This window comes from Cognatiluteimonas lumbrici, assembly GCF_006476065.1.
In the GTDB taxonomy this organism is placed as follows: domain Bacteria; phylum Pseudomonadota; class Gammaproteobacteria; order Xanthomonadales; family Xanthomonadaceae; genus Cognatiluteimonas; species Cognatiluteimonas lumbrici.
Genome location: NZ_ML636798.1, coordinates 1,046,530 through 1,065,217, shown reverse-complemented (window position 1 = coordinate 1,065,217; position 18,688 = coordinate 1,046,530). Strand labels below are relative to the sequence as shown.

Sequence of the window (18,688 nt, the reverse complement as noted above, 5' to 3'; positions counted from 1 at the left end):
GTAGGAGCGGCGCGTGCGCCCGGCGACAGGGCGGTCGCGGCGCGAGCGCCGCTCCTACAGGATCTCGAGCAGCTGTGTGCCGTAGCGCTCCAGCTTGGCCGCGCCGACGCCCGGCACGGTGGCCAGTTCCGCCAGCGACGCGGGCTGCCGCAGCGCGATCTCGCGCAGGGTCCGGTCGTGGAAGATCACGTAGGCGGGGACGTTCTGCGCCCGCGCCGTTTCCGCGCGCCAGGCGCGCAGGGATTCGAAGCGCGCGAGCGCCTCGGCGGGGAGGTCGGCGACAGGCGCCTGCGCCGCTCCGCCGGTAGCACGCCGGCGCCCCTTCGGCTGCGCGCGGTCGCGGCGCAGCGCGATCGTGCGTTCGCCCTTGAGCACGGCGCCGCTCGCCGCGGTCAGGCGCAACGCGCCGTGGCCCTCGATGTCCACCTCGAGCAGCCCGCCCGCCACCAGCTGCCGGAACACGCTGCGCCACTGCTTCGCGTCGAGGTCGTCGCCGATGCCATGGGTACTGAGCCGGTCGTGGCCGAACTGCCGGATCCTGGCGGTGTCGGCGCCGCGCAGGACGTCGGTGAGGTGGGCCGCGCCGAAGCGCTGGCCGGTGCGGTACACGCAGGACAGGGCCTTGCGCGCGGCCTCGGTGCCGTCCCAGGTCTCGGGCGGGGACAGGCAGTTGTCGCAGTTGCCGCAGCCGCCCGGGTGCGCTTCGCCGAACCAGCCGAGCAGCGTCTGCCGGCGGCAGGCGGTGGATTCGCAGTAGCCGACCAGCGCGTCCAGCTTGCGGCGCTCGAGTCGCTTGCGCTCCTCGCCCGACTCGCCCTCCTCGATCATCCGCCCGAGTTGCACCGCGTCGCCGAGCCCGTAGGCAAGCCAGGCTTCCGCGGGCTCGCCGTCGCGCCCGGCGCGCCCGGTCTCCTGGTAGTAGCCTTCGAGCGACTTCGGCAGGTCCAGGTGGGCGACGAAGCGCACGTCCGGCTTGTCGATGCCCATGCCGAAGGCGATGGTCGCGACCATCACGATGCCGTCCTCGCGCAGGAACCGGCGCTGGTTGCCTGCGCGCACCGCGGCCTCGAGCCCGGCGTGGTAGGGGAGCGCCTCGATGCCCTGCGCGCGCAGGAATTCCGCGGTCGCCTCGACCTTGCGGCGCGAGAGACAATAGACGATGCCCGCCTCGCCGCGGTGGCCGTCCAGGAACCCCAGGAGCTGGCGCCGCCCGTCCTCGCGCGGGACGACCGAGTAGCGGATGTTGGGCCGGTCGAAGCTGCTGGTGAACTGGCGCGCGCCCTGCAGCGCCAGGCGCTCGGCGATCTCGTTGCGTGTCGGCGCGTCGGCGGTGGCGGTCAGCGCGATCCGCGGCACCTGCGGCCAGCGCTCGTGCAGCAGGGTGAGCTCGCGGTACTCCGGACGGAAGTCGTGGCCCCATTGCGACACGCAGTGCGCCTCGTCGATCGCGAACAGGGCGATTCGGCTGCGCTCGAGCAGGGCCAGGAAGCGTTCGGTGAGCAGGCGCTCGGGTGCCACGTACAGCAGGTCCAGTCCGCCGGCGACCAATGCCTGCTCCACAGCCCGGGCCTCGCCGGCCTCCAGCGAAGAATTCAGGCAGGCCGCCCGCACTCCGAGCTGGCGCAGGGCATCCACCTGGTCCTGCATCAGGGCGATCAGCGGCGAAACCACGATGCCGGTCCCGGGACGGAGCAGGGCGGGAAGCTGGTAGCAGAGGGACTTGCCGCCGCCGGTGGGCATCAGCACCAAGGCGTCGCCACCTGCGACAAGATGGGCGACGATCGCGGCCTGTTCGCCACGAAATCCGGGAAATCCGAAGACTTCCCGCAGCACGGCCAACGGATCCCGTCCCGGCGCGTCGGCGCTGGGGCGCTCTTCACAAAACGACGACATTTCGTTCACTTATGCGATGCAGGACACATTTTTCCAGGCGGCGTTTCGTGCACTCTTCACGCCGAAATCGTTGAAGTTCACAGTTTTGGCGTGATAAGGTGCGCCTTAACGGAACCATCACGTCCACATCACCTCCCGTTAGCACCCAAAGGCGGCGGGAAAAAGGTGGGGGACCACAGGGGACATCTCGATGACCAGCACCAGCCGGCTTCGCAAGCTCGTGGCGACACTGTGCCTGATCGGCGGCCTCGCCGCATTCGGTAGCGGCTTCGCGCAGGACGCGAGCCCGATCACCATCACCAACGCCGTCTACCAGCAGGTAGACGATGAACTGGTGCCGGCGAAGAACGTCGTGCCCGGCGGCGAGGTGATCTACCGCATCAGCTACAGCAACAACGGCCAGCAGGAAGCGACCGACGTCGCCATCGACAACCCGTTGCCCGGGGCGCTCGTGTACGTGGGCGCCGAGGACGAGCCGACCGAGGTATCGGTGGACGGCGGCGAAACCTTCGGCAAGCTCGAGGACCTCGCGGTCGTGGACGCCGACGGCAGCGTGCGCCCTGCCCGCATTTCCGACATCACCAACCTGCGTTGGGTCATCTCCAGCCTCCCTCCAGGGGCCAGCGGTGACGTGACCTACCGCGCACGCGTGAAGTAAGCAGCACCACCAGCAGTTTCACAGGGGACCCAAGATGAAGCTCAGCAACTTTTCCTTCCTGGCAGCGGTTGCACTGCTGCTGGCGGCCGCTCCCAGCGCCAACGCGCAGGTCGCGGCCGGCACCGAAGTGGTGAACACCGCCACGGTTTCCTACACCGTCGACGGCACACCGCAGACGACCGAACCCACCGGCAGCGCGACCTTCACCGTCGACCGCCTGGTGGTACTGGCGGTGACCGAGTCCGGCGACAGCGTTACCTCGGTGGTGCCCAGTGCGACCAACCAGGCGCTGCTGTTCACCGTGACCAACAGCTCCAACGACTTCCTCGACATCGCCCTCGCCGCCACCGACGCCGCGAACGGCACCAATTTCCTCGGCGGCTCCGGCGGCGTGAGCCCTGCGGAGGTGGACAACCAGGATACGGGCGCGACCTTCACGCTCTACCTGGACGTGGGCGCGAGCCCCGGCGTCCTCGATGGCGGCGACACCGTGCTCCCGACCAGCGGCGGTACGTACTACCTGGACGGCCTGGCCCCGTCCAGCACCGTCAACGTGCTGGTCGTGGCCGACGCGATGCCGGACGACACGGTGCTGTCCAGCAACGACGTGATGGTGGTCCGGCTCGTCGGTACCGCCCATAGCGCCTATGCCAACCAGCGGGTCCCGACCCCGACCGAGATCGCGGACCGCAACACGGCCCTCCTGACCCCGGGCACGTCGTACGCGAACGGCGCGCTTGGCACCCAGTTGGTCGACAACAGTGGAAGCGCGGACGTTTCCGGTGAGATCGACAACGTCTTCGCCGATACTGCCGACACCACCGAGGGCACCGGCGACGCAGCCAACAACGGCCAGGATTCCTCGTTCGACGCCTTCAAGGTCCGGGTTACCTCGATCAACGTGACCAAGACCTACGGCATCGTGGACGACGGCCTCGGCAGCACGAATCCGAAGGCGATTCCGGGCGCGACCCTGGTGTACTGCATCGCAGTGAGCAACGCCGGTGACACCGATGCCACCGACGTGACCATCAGCGACACCATCCCGAGCGGTACGACCTACGTCATGAACTCGTTGAGGATCGATGACGCCGTGGTCGATTGCGGAACCGATCCAGCCGCCGCCATCGCTGCCGGCGACTCGAAGACCGACGCGGTGGATGCCGACGAAGGCGACGCCGGTCCGGGTGCCGCGGGTCCGATCACCACGGTGGTGGACGTGGACTCCGGCCAGGCGACCACGACGATCTTCCAGGTGACGATCGACTGACGTCAGCCGGTAGATCGGCTCTTTCCGGCGGCGCTGGCCGCCGCCGGACCCATGAGGCTCCAGAACCGGGCCGGAGGCTGCTGCTTCCGGCCTGATGGAGGCCGGTGGCCGTGGTGATGGGAATTCGAGTCCATTCGGGAACAAGGCGGCGTGCCACGGCCTGGCTGTTGGCGTGCGCGCTGGCGTGCATCCCGGGGATCGCCACGCTGGCTTCCGCGGCGGAAATCGAGAACACGGCCGTGGTCAGCTACCGGCTCGGCGGCTCGACCACCACGACGCTGCGCAGCAATACCGTCGTCACCTCGATCTCCCCGTCCCCCACCGACGCACAGATCTCCTTCCTGCGCCACGACCCTGGTTCCCCAGGGGGCTTTCCGATCGCGGTGGACGGCGGGCAATGCCGCACCCCTTCGGGCAGCTTCGGCCCGCTGCCCGGCGTGGTGGATGGCGATGGCCAGCCCATCGATCCGCACGGCGCCACCGCAGCGGGCACCGGCGAATACGTCGTCGGCGAGGCGATCCTGGTCAGCGTGACCGATGCCAACCGCAACGCGGATGCTTCGGTCCGCGAGTACGTCGAAATCCGTATCACCACGGACTCCGAGGACGCGGAGACCCTGCGCCTGCAGGAAACCGGGGTCGATACCGGCGTGTTCGCCGGCGCGATCCAGGGCGTTTCCATGCCGCCTGCGGCCACGCACCACGACTGCGTGCTGTCGCTCGTCGACGACACCCGGATCATCGCCAGCTACACCGACGCCGACTACCCGCTGGACACGCTCACCGCCGAGGCGATCGCGCTGGAGCCGGCCCTGCCGGGCGCGAAGCTGCGGCTGGAGCAGCAGGTTTCGAAGCAGGTCGTCGAGATCGGCGACTTCCTCCAGTACACGCTGGTGTTGCGCAATATCGCGGACATCCCTGCGCTGGACGCGCGCATCGAGGACGTCCTCCCGCCCGGACTGCGCTTCCGCGAGGGTTCGTTGCGCGTCGGGACGCCGTCGGGGAGCGGCGCGGGTGCAGCGCAAGCCGGAGGCGGTCCGCGGCCTGCCACGGTGGGCGTGGCCCCGATGGCGCCGGGTGGAATGCTGGCCGCCGCCGATCCGGAGGTGGCCCCGGATGGCCGCGGGTTCTGGTTCCCCGTGGGCGACCTCGCGGCGGGCGCACAGGTCACCGCCACGTTCATCGCCGAGGTCGGCCCCGGTGCGCGTGGCCCGACGCTGCTCAACCTCGCCGTGGCCAGGGCCTCTGGAACGCTGACCTCGAACGAGACCGACACCGTCGTGCGCATGGTGGAAGCCATGACGACCTCGGCGTTCACCATCGTCGGGCGCGTGACCCTGGGCGAGTGCGAGGCGGATGCCGAACCGGTCGGCATCCCCGGCATCCGGCTGATGATGGAAGACGGCACCTTCACGGTCACCGACGAGAACGGCGCCTACCACTTCGAGGGCGTCCGCCCGGGGACACACGTGGTGCAGGTGGACGAGGCCTTGATTCCGCCTGGCCTGGAGCTCGCGTCCTGCCTCCGGAACACCCGGTTCGCGGGGCGTGCCGGTTCGCAGTTCGTCGAGGCCCAGGGCGGCAGCCTCATGCGTGCGGACTTCAGGCTCCGGCCGACGCCACCGGAGACCAGCGAGGTGGGCGTCCGGGTGGTGATTCCGCGGGCCGGCAAGGTCACGCTCGAACTCGATGGCGGCAGCGCACGGGTCTCCGAATTGCGGGCCATCGCGATGCTGCCGACCGGGGTGGACTACGTCCGCGGTTCGGCGACGGTCGATGGCCTTCCGGCGGCGGATCCGAAATCCGCGGGCAACGCGATCGTGTTCGACCTGGGCGCGCCGGATCCGGACTGGCGTCGCGAGATCGCCTTCGACGTGCGCATGGAGGAATGCACCGATGCCGGTAGCGAGATCAAGGCGCTGGCGGTGTTCGCGGCGGATGGCAAGACCGGCATCCGGACTCCCTACGCACCACTCGCCCTGGCATGCGGTCCACCGGGATACCCGAGCGCAAGCAAGCGCGCGACCACTGTCGCTGCCGTCGTCCCGCAAGGGTCGGCGGCTTCGCCGCACATGGCGCCGGCGGAAACACGCGGGATCCTGTCGGCGCCGGAAGCGGCGGGCGAGGGGGTCGACTGGTTCCAGGGACAGGCTCCGGGGCGCGAGATGCTGTTCCCGCAGGCCGGCCACAACCCGCGGGCGCCCACGTTGCTGGTGGTGCTGAAATACCTCCCGGGCGACAAGGTCGTGCTGCGCCTGAACGGCAAGGAAGTGTCGCCGCTCAACTTCGACGGCGCGGACCAGGACGCGGCGCGGACGATGACCATCGGCACCTGGCGCGGCGTCGGCCTGGCCGGCGGCGACAACCTGCTGCAGGCGGAGATCACCGACGCCGCCGGCGCGCGCGTGGTGATCGAGCGGACCGTGCGCTTCTCCAACAGCGTCGCGAGGGCGGAACTCGTTCCCGCGCAGTCGCTGCTGGTCGCCGACGGCATCCGCAAGCCGGTGGTCGCGGTGCGGATGCTCGACCGCACCGGCCACCCCGTGCGCGCCGGCGTCAGCGGCGAGTACACCATCTCCCCCCCGTACGCCCCCGCGTTCACGGCTGGCGCGGAGCAGGGGCGTGCGTTCCTTGGCACGCAAGGCAGCGCGCCGACCTGGCGGATCGAGGGCGACGACGGCATCGCCTACATCGAACTCGAGCCGACCAGCGTCGCCGGCAGCTTCACCCTCGGGTTCGACTTCGGCTCGAACTCGGCCAACAGCACGCGGCAGGAGCTCGAGGGCTGGCTGAAGTCCGCGCCGCGCGACTGGATCGTCGTCGGTTTCGCCAAGGGCAGCGTCGGCTACGAAACCCTCAGCGACAACATGCAGCCGTTGCAGCGCGGCGAGGACGGCAGCGGCGTGCGCGGGGACGGCCAGGTGTCGCTCTACGCCAAGGGCCGGGTGCTGGGCAAGTGGCTGCTCACGATGGCCTACGACAGCGACAAGGACGCCACGCGCCTGGGCAGCCGGAGCCTGCTGTCCACCATCGATCCGGGGACGTACTACACCCTCTACGGCGACGGCACCCACCAGGGATACGACGCCGCGAGCGCCCGCAAGCTGTACCTGAAGCTGGAACGCGAGCAGTTCTACGTCCTGTTCGGCGATTTCCAGAGCGGCATGGACGGCAACGAGCTGTCGCGCTACCAGCGCACGCTGACCGGCATGAAGGTCGAGTACCGCGGACAACTCGTCGAATTCAACGGTTTCGCGGCCAATACCGCGCAGAGCTACGTGCGCGACGAGATCCAGGGCGACGGGACCTCCGGGCTGTACCGCCTGCGCCAGCGGGACATCGTCCTGAACAGCGAACGGATCCGCATCGAGACCCGCGACCGCTACCACAGCGAGCAGATCCTCGCGTCCAGGGAACTGGTCCGGCACATCGATTACGACATCGACTACGCGAACGGCACGCTGTTCTTCCGCGAGCCGATCGCCAGCCGCGACTTCGACTTCAATCCGAACTGGATCGTCGCCGAGTACGAAACCCACGGCACCGGCGAGGAGTTCCTCAACGGTGGCGGCCGGATCGGCATCCGGGCCATGGAAGGCAGGTTGCGCGCGGGCGTCACCTACCTGCGCGACGAGGACATGGAGGCCCGCAGCCAGCTGCTGGGCGTGGACGCGCGCTTCCGCCTGGGCGAACACGACGAACTGCGTGCCGAGGCGGCCACGAGCGACACCGATCGCGCCGCTTCGGACAGCAGCGGCAATGCCTGGCTGCTGGAGTGGGAGCATCGCAGCGAGCGGCTCGATCTCCTCGCCTACCTGCGCCGCCAGACGCCGGGCTTCGGCCTGGGCCAGCAGAACCGCTACGAGTCCGGCATGGCCAAGGCGGGCGTGCAGGGCCAGTACCGACTGGATGCCAACTTCTCCCTCCGCGGCGAGGTTTACCGGCAGGAGCAGCTGTCCAGCGGCGCGGTGCGCGACGCGGCCCGCGTCGACGTCGCCTACCGCGCCGGCGAGTGGACCGCGCGCGCCGGCGTACAGCTGGCCCGCGACGAGGCAGCGGACGGCACCGTCGCCGAATCCCGGCAGCTCAGCCTGGGCGCCACGCGCAGCTTCGACGACGGTCGGGTGGAGCTCGGCGCGCAGGCCGACCTGAGCCTCGGCGGCAAGAACGAGAGCGTCGACTTCCCCACGCGCCTCCAGCTCTCGGCGGCCTACCGGGTGACAGAGGCGTTCCGCCTGCTCGCGGCCCAGGAGTTCACCGACGGCAAGGACCGCGACACTTCGACCACGCGCGTCGGCTTCGAGGCCAAGCCGTGGCGGGATGCGACGTTGACCACCACGCTCAACAAGAGCGAGATCAGCGAGTACGGCCCGCGCACCTTCGCCCTGTTCGGCCTGAACCAGCGCTTCCAGCTCAACGAGCGCCTGAGTTTCGACGTGGCCGTGGACTCCAGCCAGGCGTTCAACCAGTCCGGTGACGAGCCGCTGGTGGTGGATCCGTCGCAGCCGATCCAGGCCGGCGGGATCCGCGATGGCGGAGCGCTCACCGAGGATTTCGTCGCGCTCTCCGGTGGCGCGACCTACCGCGCCGGTGCCTGGATGTGGAACGCGCGCGCCGAGGGCCGCCAAGGCGAAAGCAACGACCGCTATGGCTTCACGACCGCGTTCCTGCGCCAGATCCAGGACGGCGTCGCGTTCTCGGCCAGTGCCCAGGCGTTCTCCCAGCACAACGACGACGGCAGCACCGGGTTGCTCGCGAACGCGCAGCTTGCGTGGGCCTATCGTCCCCCAGGCAGCAACTGGTCCATGCTCAACAAGCTCGAGTTCCGCCTCGACGAGGTCCGCGGCGGCCCCGGCGGCAGCATCCTAGGCCACGCCACCATCGCCGCGAACGGCGATGCCCGCTCGTCGCGCATCGTCAACAACTTCGTGCTCAACCACGTCTCCGAAGCGTGGCAGGGCGAGCCGGACGGCGCCGGCGTGTTCGACCTGTACCAGCGCAGCCAGCTGTCGCTCTACTACGGTTCGAAGTACGTGCTGGACAGCTTCGGCCCTGAGGAGTATTCGGGATACACCGACATCATCGGTGCCGAGTGGCGCTTCGACGTGACCCCGAGCGTGGACATCGGCCTGCGCGCCAGCGTGCTGCACTCCTGGAGCCAGGACAGCTACGCCTGGGCGTTCGGCCCGAGCGTCGGCTTCACCCCGTTCGAGAACGCCTGGGTCAGCGTCGGCTTCAACCTGCGCGGGTTCCGCGACCGCGACTTCGAAGCATCGCATTACACTGCCGAGGGTGCGTACCTGGTGTTCCGGCTGAAGTTCGACCAGCGGACGTTCGGGCTCGATGGCGTGGGCGCGGCAAGGGGGCCATAAGGTGGCGATCAGTCGACATGGAATACGGTGGCTTGCCGCGTTCGGCCTGGTGATCGCGGGCTGGCTGGCGCCCGGGCTGGGACAGCAGGCGTGGGCGCAGACGACGACCACCTGTTACCCGGCCGATGCGAAGGGCGTCGATGGCCCTGTCGACTACGGCGCGTATTGCTGGATCGACTTTTCGCCAATGAACCTGACCCAGGCCAGGAACGCAGCCGGCCAGGACTTCCGGGTGGACCTGCGCGGCGGCGCCTACCTCACCTTCAACCTCAGGATCACCAACCAGACGCCGGCCGGCGCGATCATGGAGGCGGTCGAGGTTCCCTCGTGGACCGGTGCCGCGTTCGGCAACAGTGCCTTCATCGACATTCCCGGCGAACCGATCCTCTACCAGGACAGGAACAACCAGAACGGCCCGCAGAACACGGTGACGCTGTCGGGCCTGACGCTGCATGCCAACGGCGCAACCGAACTGCCCTTCGTGTTCGTTGCCGCGGACGGCGAATCGAGCAACTCCGGTGAATCGGTGGTTTTCACCACCACCGGAGAACCCTGGACCCTGGTGAGTGCGCCCGGCATCTCCAACCCGGGCCGCAACATGCCCGTGCTGAGCCCGGCCACTGCGGTGGGAAACAGCACAGGCAGCCAGAGCGTCACGATCGACGGCGTGGTGGCCGGCTCGAGCGGAGGGGTGGGCAGCTACGTCTTCACCACCGACAACAGCCCCGGCACGGTCACGGCGCAGTTGGCGGGCAACGGCCTGCAGGGCGCGCTCTTCGGGCTCAAGTACCACACCATCGGCCTCTCCCTGGTCAAGTCCCACGTCGGCCAGTTCAAGGCCGGCGGGACCGGCACCTACACGCTGGAGACCGCCAACACGGTGGTCACTCCCGAGATCAATCCGCCGACCGAGCCGCAACCCGTGCGCGTCGTCGACACCCTGCCAGTCGGCCTGACCTACGTCTCGGCGGACGGCGGTGGTTTCTGGACCTGCTCGAACGTCGGCCAGGTCGTGACCTGCGACGCCATCGCGCTGCAGGACCTCACGTTCTCGCGGACGTTCCCGCCCATCAACCTCACGGTCGACATCGCGAGCGACGCGCCGTCGAGCGTGACCAATACCGCGGAGATCAGCGACCCGACGACCTCGACCCTGGTCTTCAACGTCTGCGAGGTCCCCGACAACGGCGTCTGCCCCGGCGCGGCCACCAGCACCGACGGCGACGTGACCGCCATCCTTCATTCCGACCTCTCGACCTCGACCAAGACCGTCCTCGACCGGAACAGCGGCGATGCCAATCCCGGCGACGTGCTCGAGTACACGATCACGCTGGTCGAGAGCGCCGGCATCGCCGCCACCAACGTCTCCGTCACCGACGACATGCCTGCCAACGTGGGCAACCTGACGGTGACCAGCAAGCCGGCCGGCATCACCGACAACTCGTCCGCGAGCGGCGGCGCCAACGGCACCGGCCGGATCGACATGAGCGGGATCAGCATCCCCGCCGGCGGCAGCGTGTCGATCGTCTACCGGGTCACGATCGCCGGCGGCACCGCTCCGGGGACGCTGATCGAGAACGGCGCGACGGTCACCAACGGCGACCCGGAGGGGACGGGCGCCACGCCCTCGGCGCCCCCCGTCACGGTGTCGCAGTCGGCCATGCCGTCGAGCGGCAACAAGCAGCTGTACCTGCTCACTGGTCCCGTCAACGGAAACCTGAGCTTGACCCGCACCAGGCCGTCGACGAACAACACGATGACCTGGGGCAGCGGCGATGGCCAGTACCAGTATTTCCGGTTGCCGGCGCTCGCGGGCGACCTGGAGTTGAACAGCCCGAACGTCAGCGTGGATTTGCGCGGCCGCCGCTCTGGAGGCGGCGCCGGGCAGCAGCGGAGGGTGAGTGTCCAGCTTTTCCTGAACAGCACCGGCAACGCGATCAGCGGCGCCAGCGCCGAGATCAACTTCAACTCTGCCGGTTACACGACCCACACATTCAACCTGACGCTCGACAGGACGGAATTCGACGCCGGGGACCAGATCATCCTCAGGGTGCGCAACCGCGACAGCAGCCGGGTCCAGTTCATCGAGCGGGACGGCTCCGAATACAGCTTCGTCAATCTCGATGCCGCAACCGTCATCAACGTCGACGACATCGGCTTCTTCTCGGCGCAGTACCCCTCCACCGCACAAAAGACGCACTGGGAACCCGGCGATACCGTCTACATCCGGGCCGACATCAGCGATCCGTTCGGCGGCTTCGACGTCTCGGCCGCCAACAGCAGGCTGACCCTGGCCGACGCCGACGGCGGGCCGCTGATCCTCAACAATGTCAGCCTGACTCCCCGGACGAATCCCACGGAGGGCAACGGCGTCCCCAACCGGATCCTCGAGTACGCCTACACGCTCCCGGCCAGCCCGAGCTTCGGGACCTGGACCGCGACGGTGACCGGCTCGGAGGGCCTGGAGAACACGATCACCCACAGCCGCAACGCCAGCTTCGAGGTCGTGCCAAAGGCGCTGGACATCACCAAGTCGCACACCGGCAACTTCATCGCCGGCAGCGACAACAGCTACACGCTCACCGTCGGCAACACCGGCGGGGCGATCGCCGCCGGCACCACCACCACGGTCCTGGACACGCTGGCTCCCGGCCTGACGTTCGTTTCCGGGACGGGCACGGGGTGGACCTGTTCGGCGGCCGGGCAGGACGTCACCTGCACCAGCACCGCGGCGATCCCGGCCGGCGGCAACATGGCGCCGATCACGCTGACGGTCCACGTCGACGGGTCCGTCGGGGGCTCCGTGGACAACCAGGCGTCCGTCGGCAACTCCAGCATCGGCGGCGGCTTCCAGAAACCGGGCAACGTGGACACGGCGACCGTGCTGCATCCGGACCTGTCGACTTCGACCAAGTCCGTTACCGATCTGAACGGCGGCGACGCAGCGCCCGGGGACGTGCTCCGCTACACGATCACGTTGACGGAGTCCGCGGGGGCGACTGCCGCCAATGTCTCCGTCTCAGACCCGCTGCCGGCGAATACCACCAACCTGACCGTCGTCAGCCTGCCGCCGGGCAGTGTCGATGCATCCAACGCGACCCAGCTTTCGGTCAGCGGCATCACCGTGCCGGCCAACTCCAGCGTACAGGTGGTGTTCGACGTCACCGTCGCCAACGTGGCTCCCGGCGCCACCATCGACAACACGGCCACCATCTCCAATCCGGGCGGGCCGTCCGGCAACCCGGTGGCGCCGACCGTCGTGGTGCTGCAGTCGCAGATCATCGAGCCGCAGGCAGGCACGAAAGTCCTCTACCTTTACGACACTCCGGCGTTGAGCCGCGTTCGGACGGCAGCTTCCGCCACCTCCGGAGTGACGGTCACGCCGGGCGGGAGCGGGGCGGTCATCTGGACGCTCGCTCCGGCGCTGGCGAAGAACCTGGCGATCACCCGTCCCGGGACAGTTGCCGTCAGCCTTCCGACGAGCGCCACCTGCAACGCGGGAATCTGGTGTTTCCTGGTCCCGAATCCCAGCGCCACGGTCACCGTGGAGCTGCTGCGGGACGGCATTCCCGTCGGCACGAGCGCATCACAGGTCATCAGCGGCACCTCGGTCGCAACGCGCGCATTCACCATCCCGCTCGCGGGCGCCACGCCACTTGAATTCACAACCGGCCAATCGTTGGCGATTCGCATCAGCAGCACCAGCACCAACGCGGACGTGCAGGTCTATCAGTACAACGGGGCTCGCGCCACCGCCAGTTTCCATACCTCCACGGTCATCAACGTCGACAGCGTGGGCGTCTTTTCGGAGGCCTATCCATCGATGGCGACCAAGTCGCAGTACGTGCAGGGCGATACCTTGTACCTGCGCACGAAGGTCAGCGATCCGTTCGGCTCCGCCGACATCAACCGCGCCGAACTCACGCTCAAGGATGCCGGCGGCACGGTGCTGAAGGACGGCGAGGCCATGGCCGTGGTCGACTCCACCGCCGCGGAAAAGTTCTTCGAGACCGCCTACGTGATTCCGGGGAATCCGAGGATCGGCGGCTGGACGGCCGAGGTGCTGGCCGTGGAAGGCGAGGAAGTGGATGGCGGCGGCAATCCTGCCATCACCCATGAAGGCCTCGCATATGCCACCGTGCATGGCCTGGTCACGCTGACCAAGGTTTGGGTCAACGCAGCCGACGGCCATGCCGTGGACCTGGCCATTTCCGGCGGCAGCAGCGCCACGGCCGGCAGCGCCGTGGTGACGACGCCCGTGACGCCGCCGACGCCGGCGGAAGCGACCGCGGCGCCAGGAGCAACGCTGACGCTCACGGAAACCTTCACCAGCGGCAGTTCGGTCAACTATGCCAAGGCATTGACCTGCACCAAGGCCAGCGACTCCAGCGCGATCCCGGTCACCGGGACGGGCGCCAGCCGGTCCATCACGATGCCCGACGACAGCGCGGTGGCGTGCGTGTGGACGAACACCTGGATGGACCCGTTGACCGTCGTCAAGGCCAGTGCGGTGGCCTGGGATCCGGTCAACGGGTTCAACAATCCCAAGGCGATTCCCGGTGCATTGGTCGAGTACCAGATCACCGTCATCAATCCGGCCGTCGGCCCGATCGACGCCGACACGCTCTTCGTCACCGACGCCCTGCCGGAAAACGTGGCCCTGCGGCTGGACTTCGACACCCCCGGCTCGGGTCCCGTGTCGTTCGCGGAAGGCGGCGGCCCAAGCGGATTGGGCTATACGTTCACTTCCCTCGCCAGCAACACCGACGACATCGCGTTCTCCAACGACGGCGGGACCACCTGGAACTATGTCCCGGTCGCGGACGCCGAGGGCTTCGACCCCGCGGTGGACGCCATCCGCATCAATCCCAAGGGTGCATTCGAAGGCGGTGGCGGCCAGTTCACCCTGAAGTTCAGGGTAAAGGTCCAGTAGGAGCGGCGCGAGCGCCGCTCCTACATGTCGAGGCCGCTGCTACTCGAGCAGGCTGCGCAGCATCCACGCGTACTTCTCGTGGGTCTGCAGGCGCTGGGTCATCAGGTCCACGGTCGGGTCGTCGCTTGCGTCTTCTGCGGTCTTCAGCACCTGGCGGGCGGTGCGGCAGACGGCCTCGTTGCCGACGGTGAGCTGGCGGACCATCTCGCGCCAGTCCGGAGCCTCGGTACGCCCGGCTTCCTCGGGGATCGACGAGAGCTTGGTGAACTCGCGGTAGGACCCCGGCGCGTTGTAGCCGAGCGCACGGATGCGTTCGGCGATCTCGTCGAGCGCGGTCCACTGCTCGGAGTACTGGGTCTCGAACATCAGGTGCAGGCTGTTGAACATCGGCCCGGTGACGTTCCAGTGGAAGCTGTGGGTCTTGAGGTAGAGCGTGTAGGCGTCGGCGAGGAAATGCGACAGGCCGTCGGCGATCTTCTTGCGTTCGGCGGTGGTCAGCCCGATATCGATCGCAGGGGCGGACGAGGTGCCCGCCTGCGTTGCCTTGGTCGAGCGGGTCCGGGCGGCGGTTTTCTTCTTGGCCATGCTGTTCGACTCCCGTCGGGGAAGGAATTGCCACAATAGCCCCGTTCAGCGTGGGCGGGAAATGAATGCCGCGAAACCAGCCGACAATCCGGAACGCCCCCATGCCGCCGCCGCCCGCGCTGCCGGCGCCGCTGGTCCCGGCCGAACTGCCGATCGCCGCCAAGGCCGATGAGATCGTCGCGTTGCTGCGCCGGCACCAGGTGCTGGTGGTGGCCGGCGAGACCGGCTCGGGCAAAACCACCCAGCTGCCCAAGCTGTGCCTGGCCGCCGGCCGCGGCAGCGGCGGCATGGTCGGCTGCACCCAGCCGCGGCGGATCGCGGCCCGGGCGGTCGCGCGCCGGGTGGCGGAAGAACTGCAGGTGCCGATGGGCGGCGCGGTTGGCTACCAGGTGCGCTTCAACGACCAGGTCGGGCCCCGAACCGTGGTCAAGTTCATGACCGACGGCATCCTGCTGGCGGAGATCCAGCGCGACCGCCTGCTGTCGCGCTACGACACGATCATCGTGGACGAGGCCCACGAGCGCAGCCTCAACATCGACTTCCTGCTCGGTTACCTGAAGCGGCTGCTGCCGAAACGCCGCGACCTGAAGGTGATCGTCACCTCCGCGACCATCGACACCGCGCGCTTCGCCGAGCACTTCGGCGGCGCGCCGGTGGTCGAGGTCGCCGGGCGCGGCTTCCCGGTCGAGGTGCGCTACCGGCCGCTGGAAGGCGACGGCGACCAGGACGGCGAACGCAGCGTGCTCGACGGCGTGGTCGCCGCCTGCGACGAGATCGCGCGCGAGCGCCCGGGCGCCGGCGCGGCCGTCGGCGACACCCTGGTGTTCCTGCCGGGCGAGCGGGAGATCCGCGACGCCCACCAGGCGCTGGAGCAGCGCAAGTACCGGCACACCGAAGTGCTTCCGCTGTACGCGCGGCTGTCGGCGCGCGACCAGGACCGGGTGTTCCATCCCGGGCCGCAGCGGCGCATCGTGCTCGCCACCAACGTCGCCGAGACCTCGCTGACGGTGCCACGCATCCACTACGTGGTGGATCCCGGCTTCGCGCGGGTCAAGCGCTACAGCCCGCGGCAGAAGCTCGACCGCCTGCACGTGGAGCCGATCAGCCAGGCCAGCGCCGACCAGCGCAAGGGACGCTGCGGCCGCGTGGCGCCGGGTACCTGCATCCGGCTGTACGCGGAGGCCGACTACCTGGCCCGCCCCGAGTACACCGACCCCGAGATCCGGCGCGCGTCGCTGGCCGGGGTGATCCTGCGCATGCTGTCGCTGGGGCTGGGCGCGATCGAGGACTTCCCATTCCTCGAGCCGCCGGACCCGCGCGCGATCGCCGACGGCTGGCAGACCCTGTCCGAGCTGGGCGCGGTGGACGAGCGCCGCCGGCCCACGCGCACCGGCCGGCTGATGGCGCGCATGCCGATCGACGTCAAGCTGGCGCGCATGCTGGTGGCGGCGCAGCAGCACGGCTGCCTGCGCGAGATGCTGGTGATCGCCAGCTTCCTCGGCATCCAGGACCCGCGCGAGCGGCCGGCCGACCAGCGCGCAGCGGCCGACGCCGCGCACGCGCAGTTCGCGGACCCGCGCTCGGAGTTCCTCGGCATCCTGCGCCTGTGGCAGGCGTATGCCGACGCCCACGACGAGCTGACCCAGTCGCAGCTGCGCAAGTGGGCGGCGAAGCACTTCCTCGGCTTCCTGCGGCTGCGCGAGTGGCGCGACCTGCACCGGCAGTTGAAGCTGCTGTGCGACGAGTTCGGCTGGGACGTGGGTTCGCGATCCGCCAGTGGGGCCGGCAATGCGGACCGCGGCGACCCGGAAGCCGCGGACGAGTGGACCGGCAAGGCAGGGCGGAAGCGCTACGTCGCCCTGCACAGGGCGTTGATCGCCGGCCTGCCCACGCACGTCGGCAACCGCCTGCCGGGCGAGAAGGGCCGCAAGGGCCCGGTGCTGTACGAGGGCCCCCGCGGGCGCCGCTTTCAGCTGTTTCCGGGCTCGGCACTGGCGCGCAAGCCGCCGCCGTGGGTGCTGTCCGCGACGCTGCTCGACACCGAACGGGTGTGGGCGCTGACCAACGCCGCGATCGAGCCGGACTGGGTGATCTCGGAGCTGCCGCAGCTGCTGGCAAGGCGCCGCTTCGATCCGCGCTGGTCGCGCTCGCAGGGCCGGGTGATCGGCAGCGAGCAGGTGAGCCTGTTCGGGCTGGTGCTGGCGCCGAAGAAGCCGGTCCACTACGGCGCGCTGTACCCGGAGGAGGCGCGCCAGATCTTCGTGCGCGACGCTTTGCTGACCGGCGAGATCGACACCCGCAGCCCGTTCCTCAAACGCAACCTGGCGACCCTCGCGAAGGCGCGCGAGGAGGAGGCCAAGCAGCGCCGCGCCGGGCTGGTGGTGGACGAGGACTGGCAGGCGCGCTGGTACCTCGACCGGCTGCCGCCCGAAGTGCACAACGTGCAGGCGCTGGACGCGTGGTATGCGCGCCTCCCGGCCGAGCGCAAGCGCGCGCTGGAGTGGTCGCGCGAGGACCTGCTCGCGGGCGACGAGAGCGATGTCGCGCTGTTCCCGCCGTACCTGGCGCTGGGCGACGCGCGGCTGGCGGTGCGCTACCGCTTCGAGCCGGGCGCGCCCGACGACGGCATGACCGTGGTGGTGCCGCTGCACCTGCTCAACGTGCTCGACGCGGCGCGCCTGTCCTGGCTCGCGCCGGGTTTCGTGGCCGACAAGGCCGCCGCGCTGATCCGCTCGCTGCCCAAGGCGCAGCGCCGCAACTTCGTGCCCGCGCCGGACTTCGCCCGCGCGTTCGCCGAGGCGTGGCCGCAGCCGTCCGCTGACAGCATCGAGGGCGAGCTGGCGCGCTTCCTGCACAAGGCCACGGGCGCGCCGGTGGCGGCGCCGGATTTCGATGCCGCGGCGATCGAGCCGCACCTGCACGCCAGCCTGCGCCTGCTCGACGCCGACGGCCGCAGCGTGCTGGCCGAGTCGCGCGACCTGCCGGCCTTGCGCGCGCGCTTCGGCGAACGCGCGGCGGCGGCGTTCGCGCGGCATGCGGCGCAGGGCATGGCGCGTACCGGGCTCACGGCGTTCCCCGGGGAGCCGATTCCGGAGTCGGTGCCGGGCGCCGGTGGGGTGCCCGCGTATCCGGCGCTGCACGACGACGGCGACAGCGTGTCGCTGGCGGTGCACGCCGAGCGCGAGGCCGCGTGCCGCGCGCATCCGGGCGGGGTGCGCCGGCTGCTGGAAATCGCGCTGACCGACCGCCTGAAGCAGGCGCGCAAGCAGTTGCCGGTGCAGCCGAAGACCGCGCTGCTGTACGCCGCGATCGAGGCTGCGGCGCCGCCCGGCGAGGCCCGGGCCGGCGACAGCCTGCGCGCCGACCTGGTGGACGGCGCCTTCGCCGCGCTGGCGGCGGACGGCCTGGGCGCGATCCGCGACGCCGCCGCCTTCGAACAACGGCGCGACGCGATCGGCAAGGCGCTGTTCCCGGAAGCGACCGAGCGCCTGCGCCAGGCCGAGACCATCCTGGGCCTCGTGGCCGGCGTGCGGGCCGCGCTCGATGCCCGGCTGGTGGGCTGGGCCAGCGGCAACCTCGACGACATGCAGGCGCAGCTGGCGGCGCTGGTGCCGCCCGGCTTCCTGCGCGAGGTCCCCGCGCACGCCCTTGCCGAGTACCCGCGCTACCTGCGCGCGCTGCAGCTGCGCGCCGAACGCGCGCTGCGCGACCCGATGCGCGACCAGGCGCGGATGCTCGAACTCAAGCCGTTCAACGACGCGCTGGCCGCGGCGGCCGAGGCCGGCAGGCTGGGCGATCCCGAGTGGCAGGCGCTGCGCTGGGACCTCGAGGAACTGCGGGTCTCGCTGTTCGCCCAGGAGCTGGGCGCCCGCGGCGGCGTGTCGCTCAAGAAGCTGGCCGCGCGCCTGAAGACCTTGTAGGAGCTTGTGCGAGCGGCCCTTGGCCGCGATCGCGCGCAAGGCGCGCTCCCACAGGTG

Annotated in this window: 7 protein-coding genes and 1 pseudogene; 6 read left to right on the top strand and 2 right to left on the bottom strand. The window is 69.7% G+C overall.

From position 1 onward, the window contains the following. Positions 1–54 precede the first annotated feature (54 nt). Positions 55–1,833, bottom strand: coding sequence for a DNA helicase RecQ (recQ, locus tag E4F25_RS05190; protein WP_246069767.1), 1,779 nt, complete (start codon positions 1,831–1,833; stop codon positions 55–57). Between recQ and E4F25_RS11585 the strand changes: the two genes are divergently transcribed. From E4F25_RS11585 to E4F25_RS05170, 5 genes are all read left to right on the top strand, one after another. Further along, entirely contained in the window at positions 1,733–1,987 is a 255-nt protein-coding gene (locus E4F25_RS11585) for a hypothetical protein (RefSeq protein WP_246069908.1), read from the top strand. The two genes, recQ and E4F25_RS11585, sit on opposite strands and share 101 nt — an antisense overlap. A 96-nt stretch (positions 1,988–2,083) precedes the next feature. Then, positions 2,084–2,551: a DUF11 domain-containing protein gene (locus E4F25_RS05185; RefSeq protein WP_140909138.1), complete on the top strand. Its 468-nt coding sequence runs from the start codon at positions 2,084–2,086 to the stop codon at positions 2,549–2,551. Positions 2,552–2,585: 34 nt separating this feature from the next. Further along, positions 2,586–3,821 (top strand): DUF11 domain-containing protein, encoded by a 1,236-nt coding sequence (locus tag E4F25_RS05180; protein WP_140909137.1) that lies wholly within the window; start codon positions 2,586–2,588, stop codon positions 3,819–3,821. Positions 3,822–3,988: 167 nt separating this feature from the next. After that, positions 3,989–9,193 carry a DUF11 domain-containing protein gene (locus tag E4F25_RS05175; protein WP_181168205.1) on the top strand — a complete coding sequence of 1,735 codons (5,205 nt, stop codon included), beginning with the start codon at positions 3,989–3,991 and terminating at the stop codon, positions 9,191–9,193. Position 9,194: 1 nt separating this feature from the next. After that, positions 9,195–14,126, top strand: coding sequence for a DUF11 domain-containing protein (locus E4F25_RS05170; protein WP_181168204.1), 4,932 nt, complete (start codon positions 9,195–9,197; stop codon positions 14,124–14,126). A 39-nt stretch (positions 14,127–14,165) separates the two neighbouring features. Here the strand turns inward: E4F25_RS05170 and E4F25_RS05165 are convergent, their stop codons facing one another. Then, positions 14,166–14,711 carry a Dps family protein gene (locus tag E4F25_RS05165; protein ID WP_140909134.1) on the bottom strand — a complete coding sequence of 182 codons (546 nt, stop codon included), beginning with the start codon at positions 14,709–14,711 and terminating at the stop codon, positions 14,166–14,168. Positions 14,712–14,833: 122 nt separating this feature from the next. On the opposite strand from E4F25_RS05165, the pseudogene hrpA reads away from it, so the two are divergent. Continuing rightward, a pseudogene (gene hrpA, locus E4F25_RS05160) lies at positions 14,834–18,631 on the top strand (ATP-dependent RNA helicase HrpA); the annotation flags it as partial. Between the last annotated feature and the right edge of the window lie 57 nt (positions 18,632–18,688).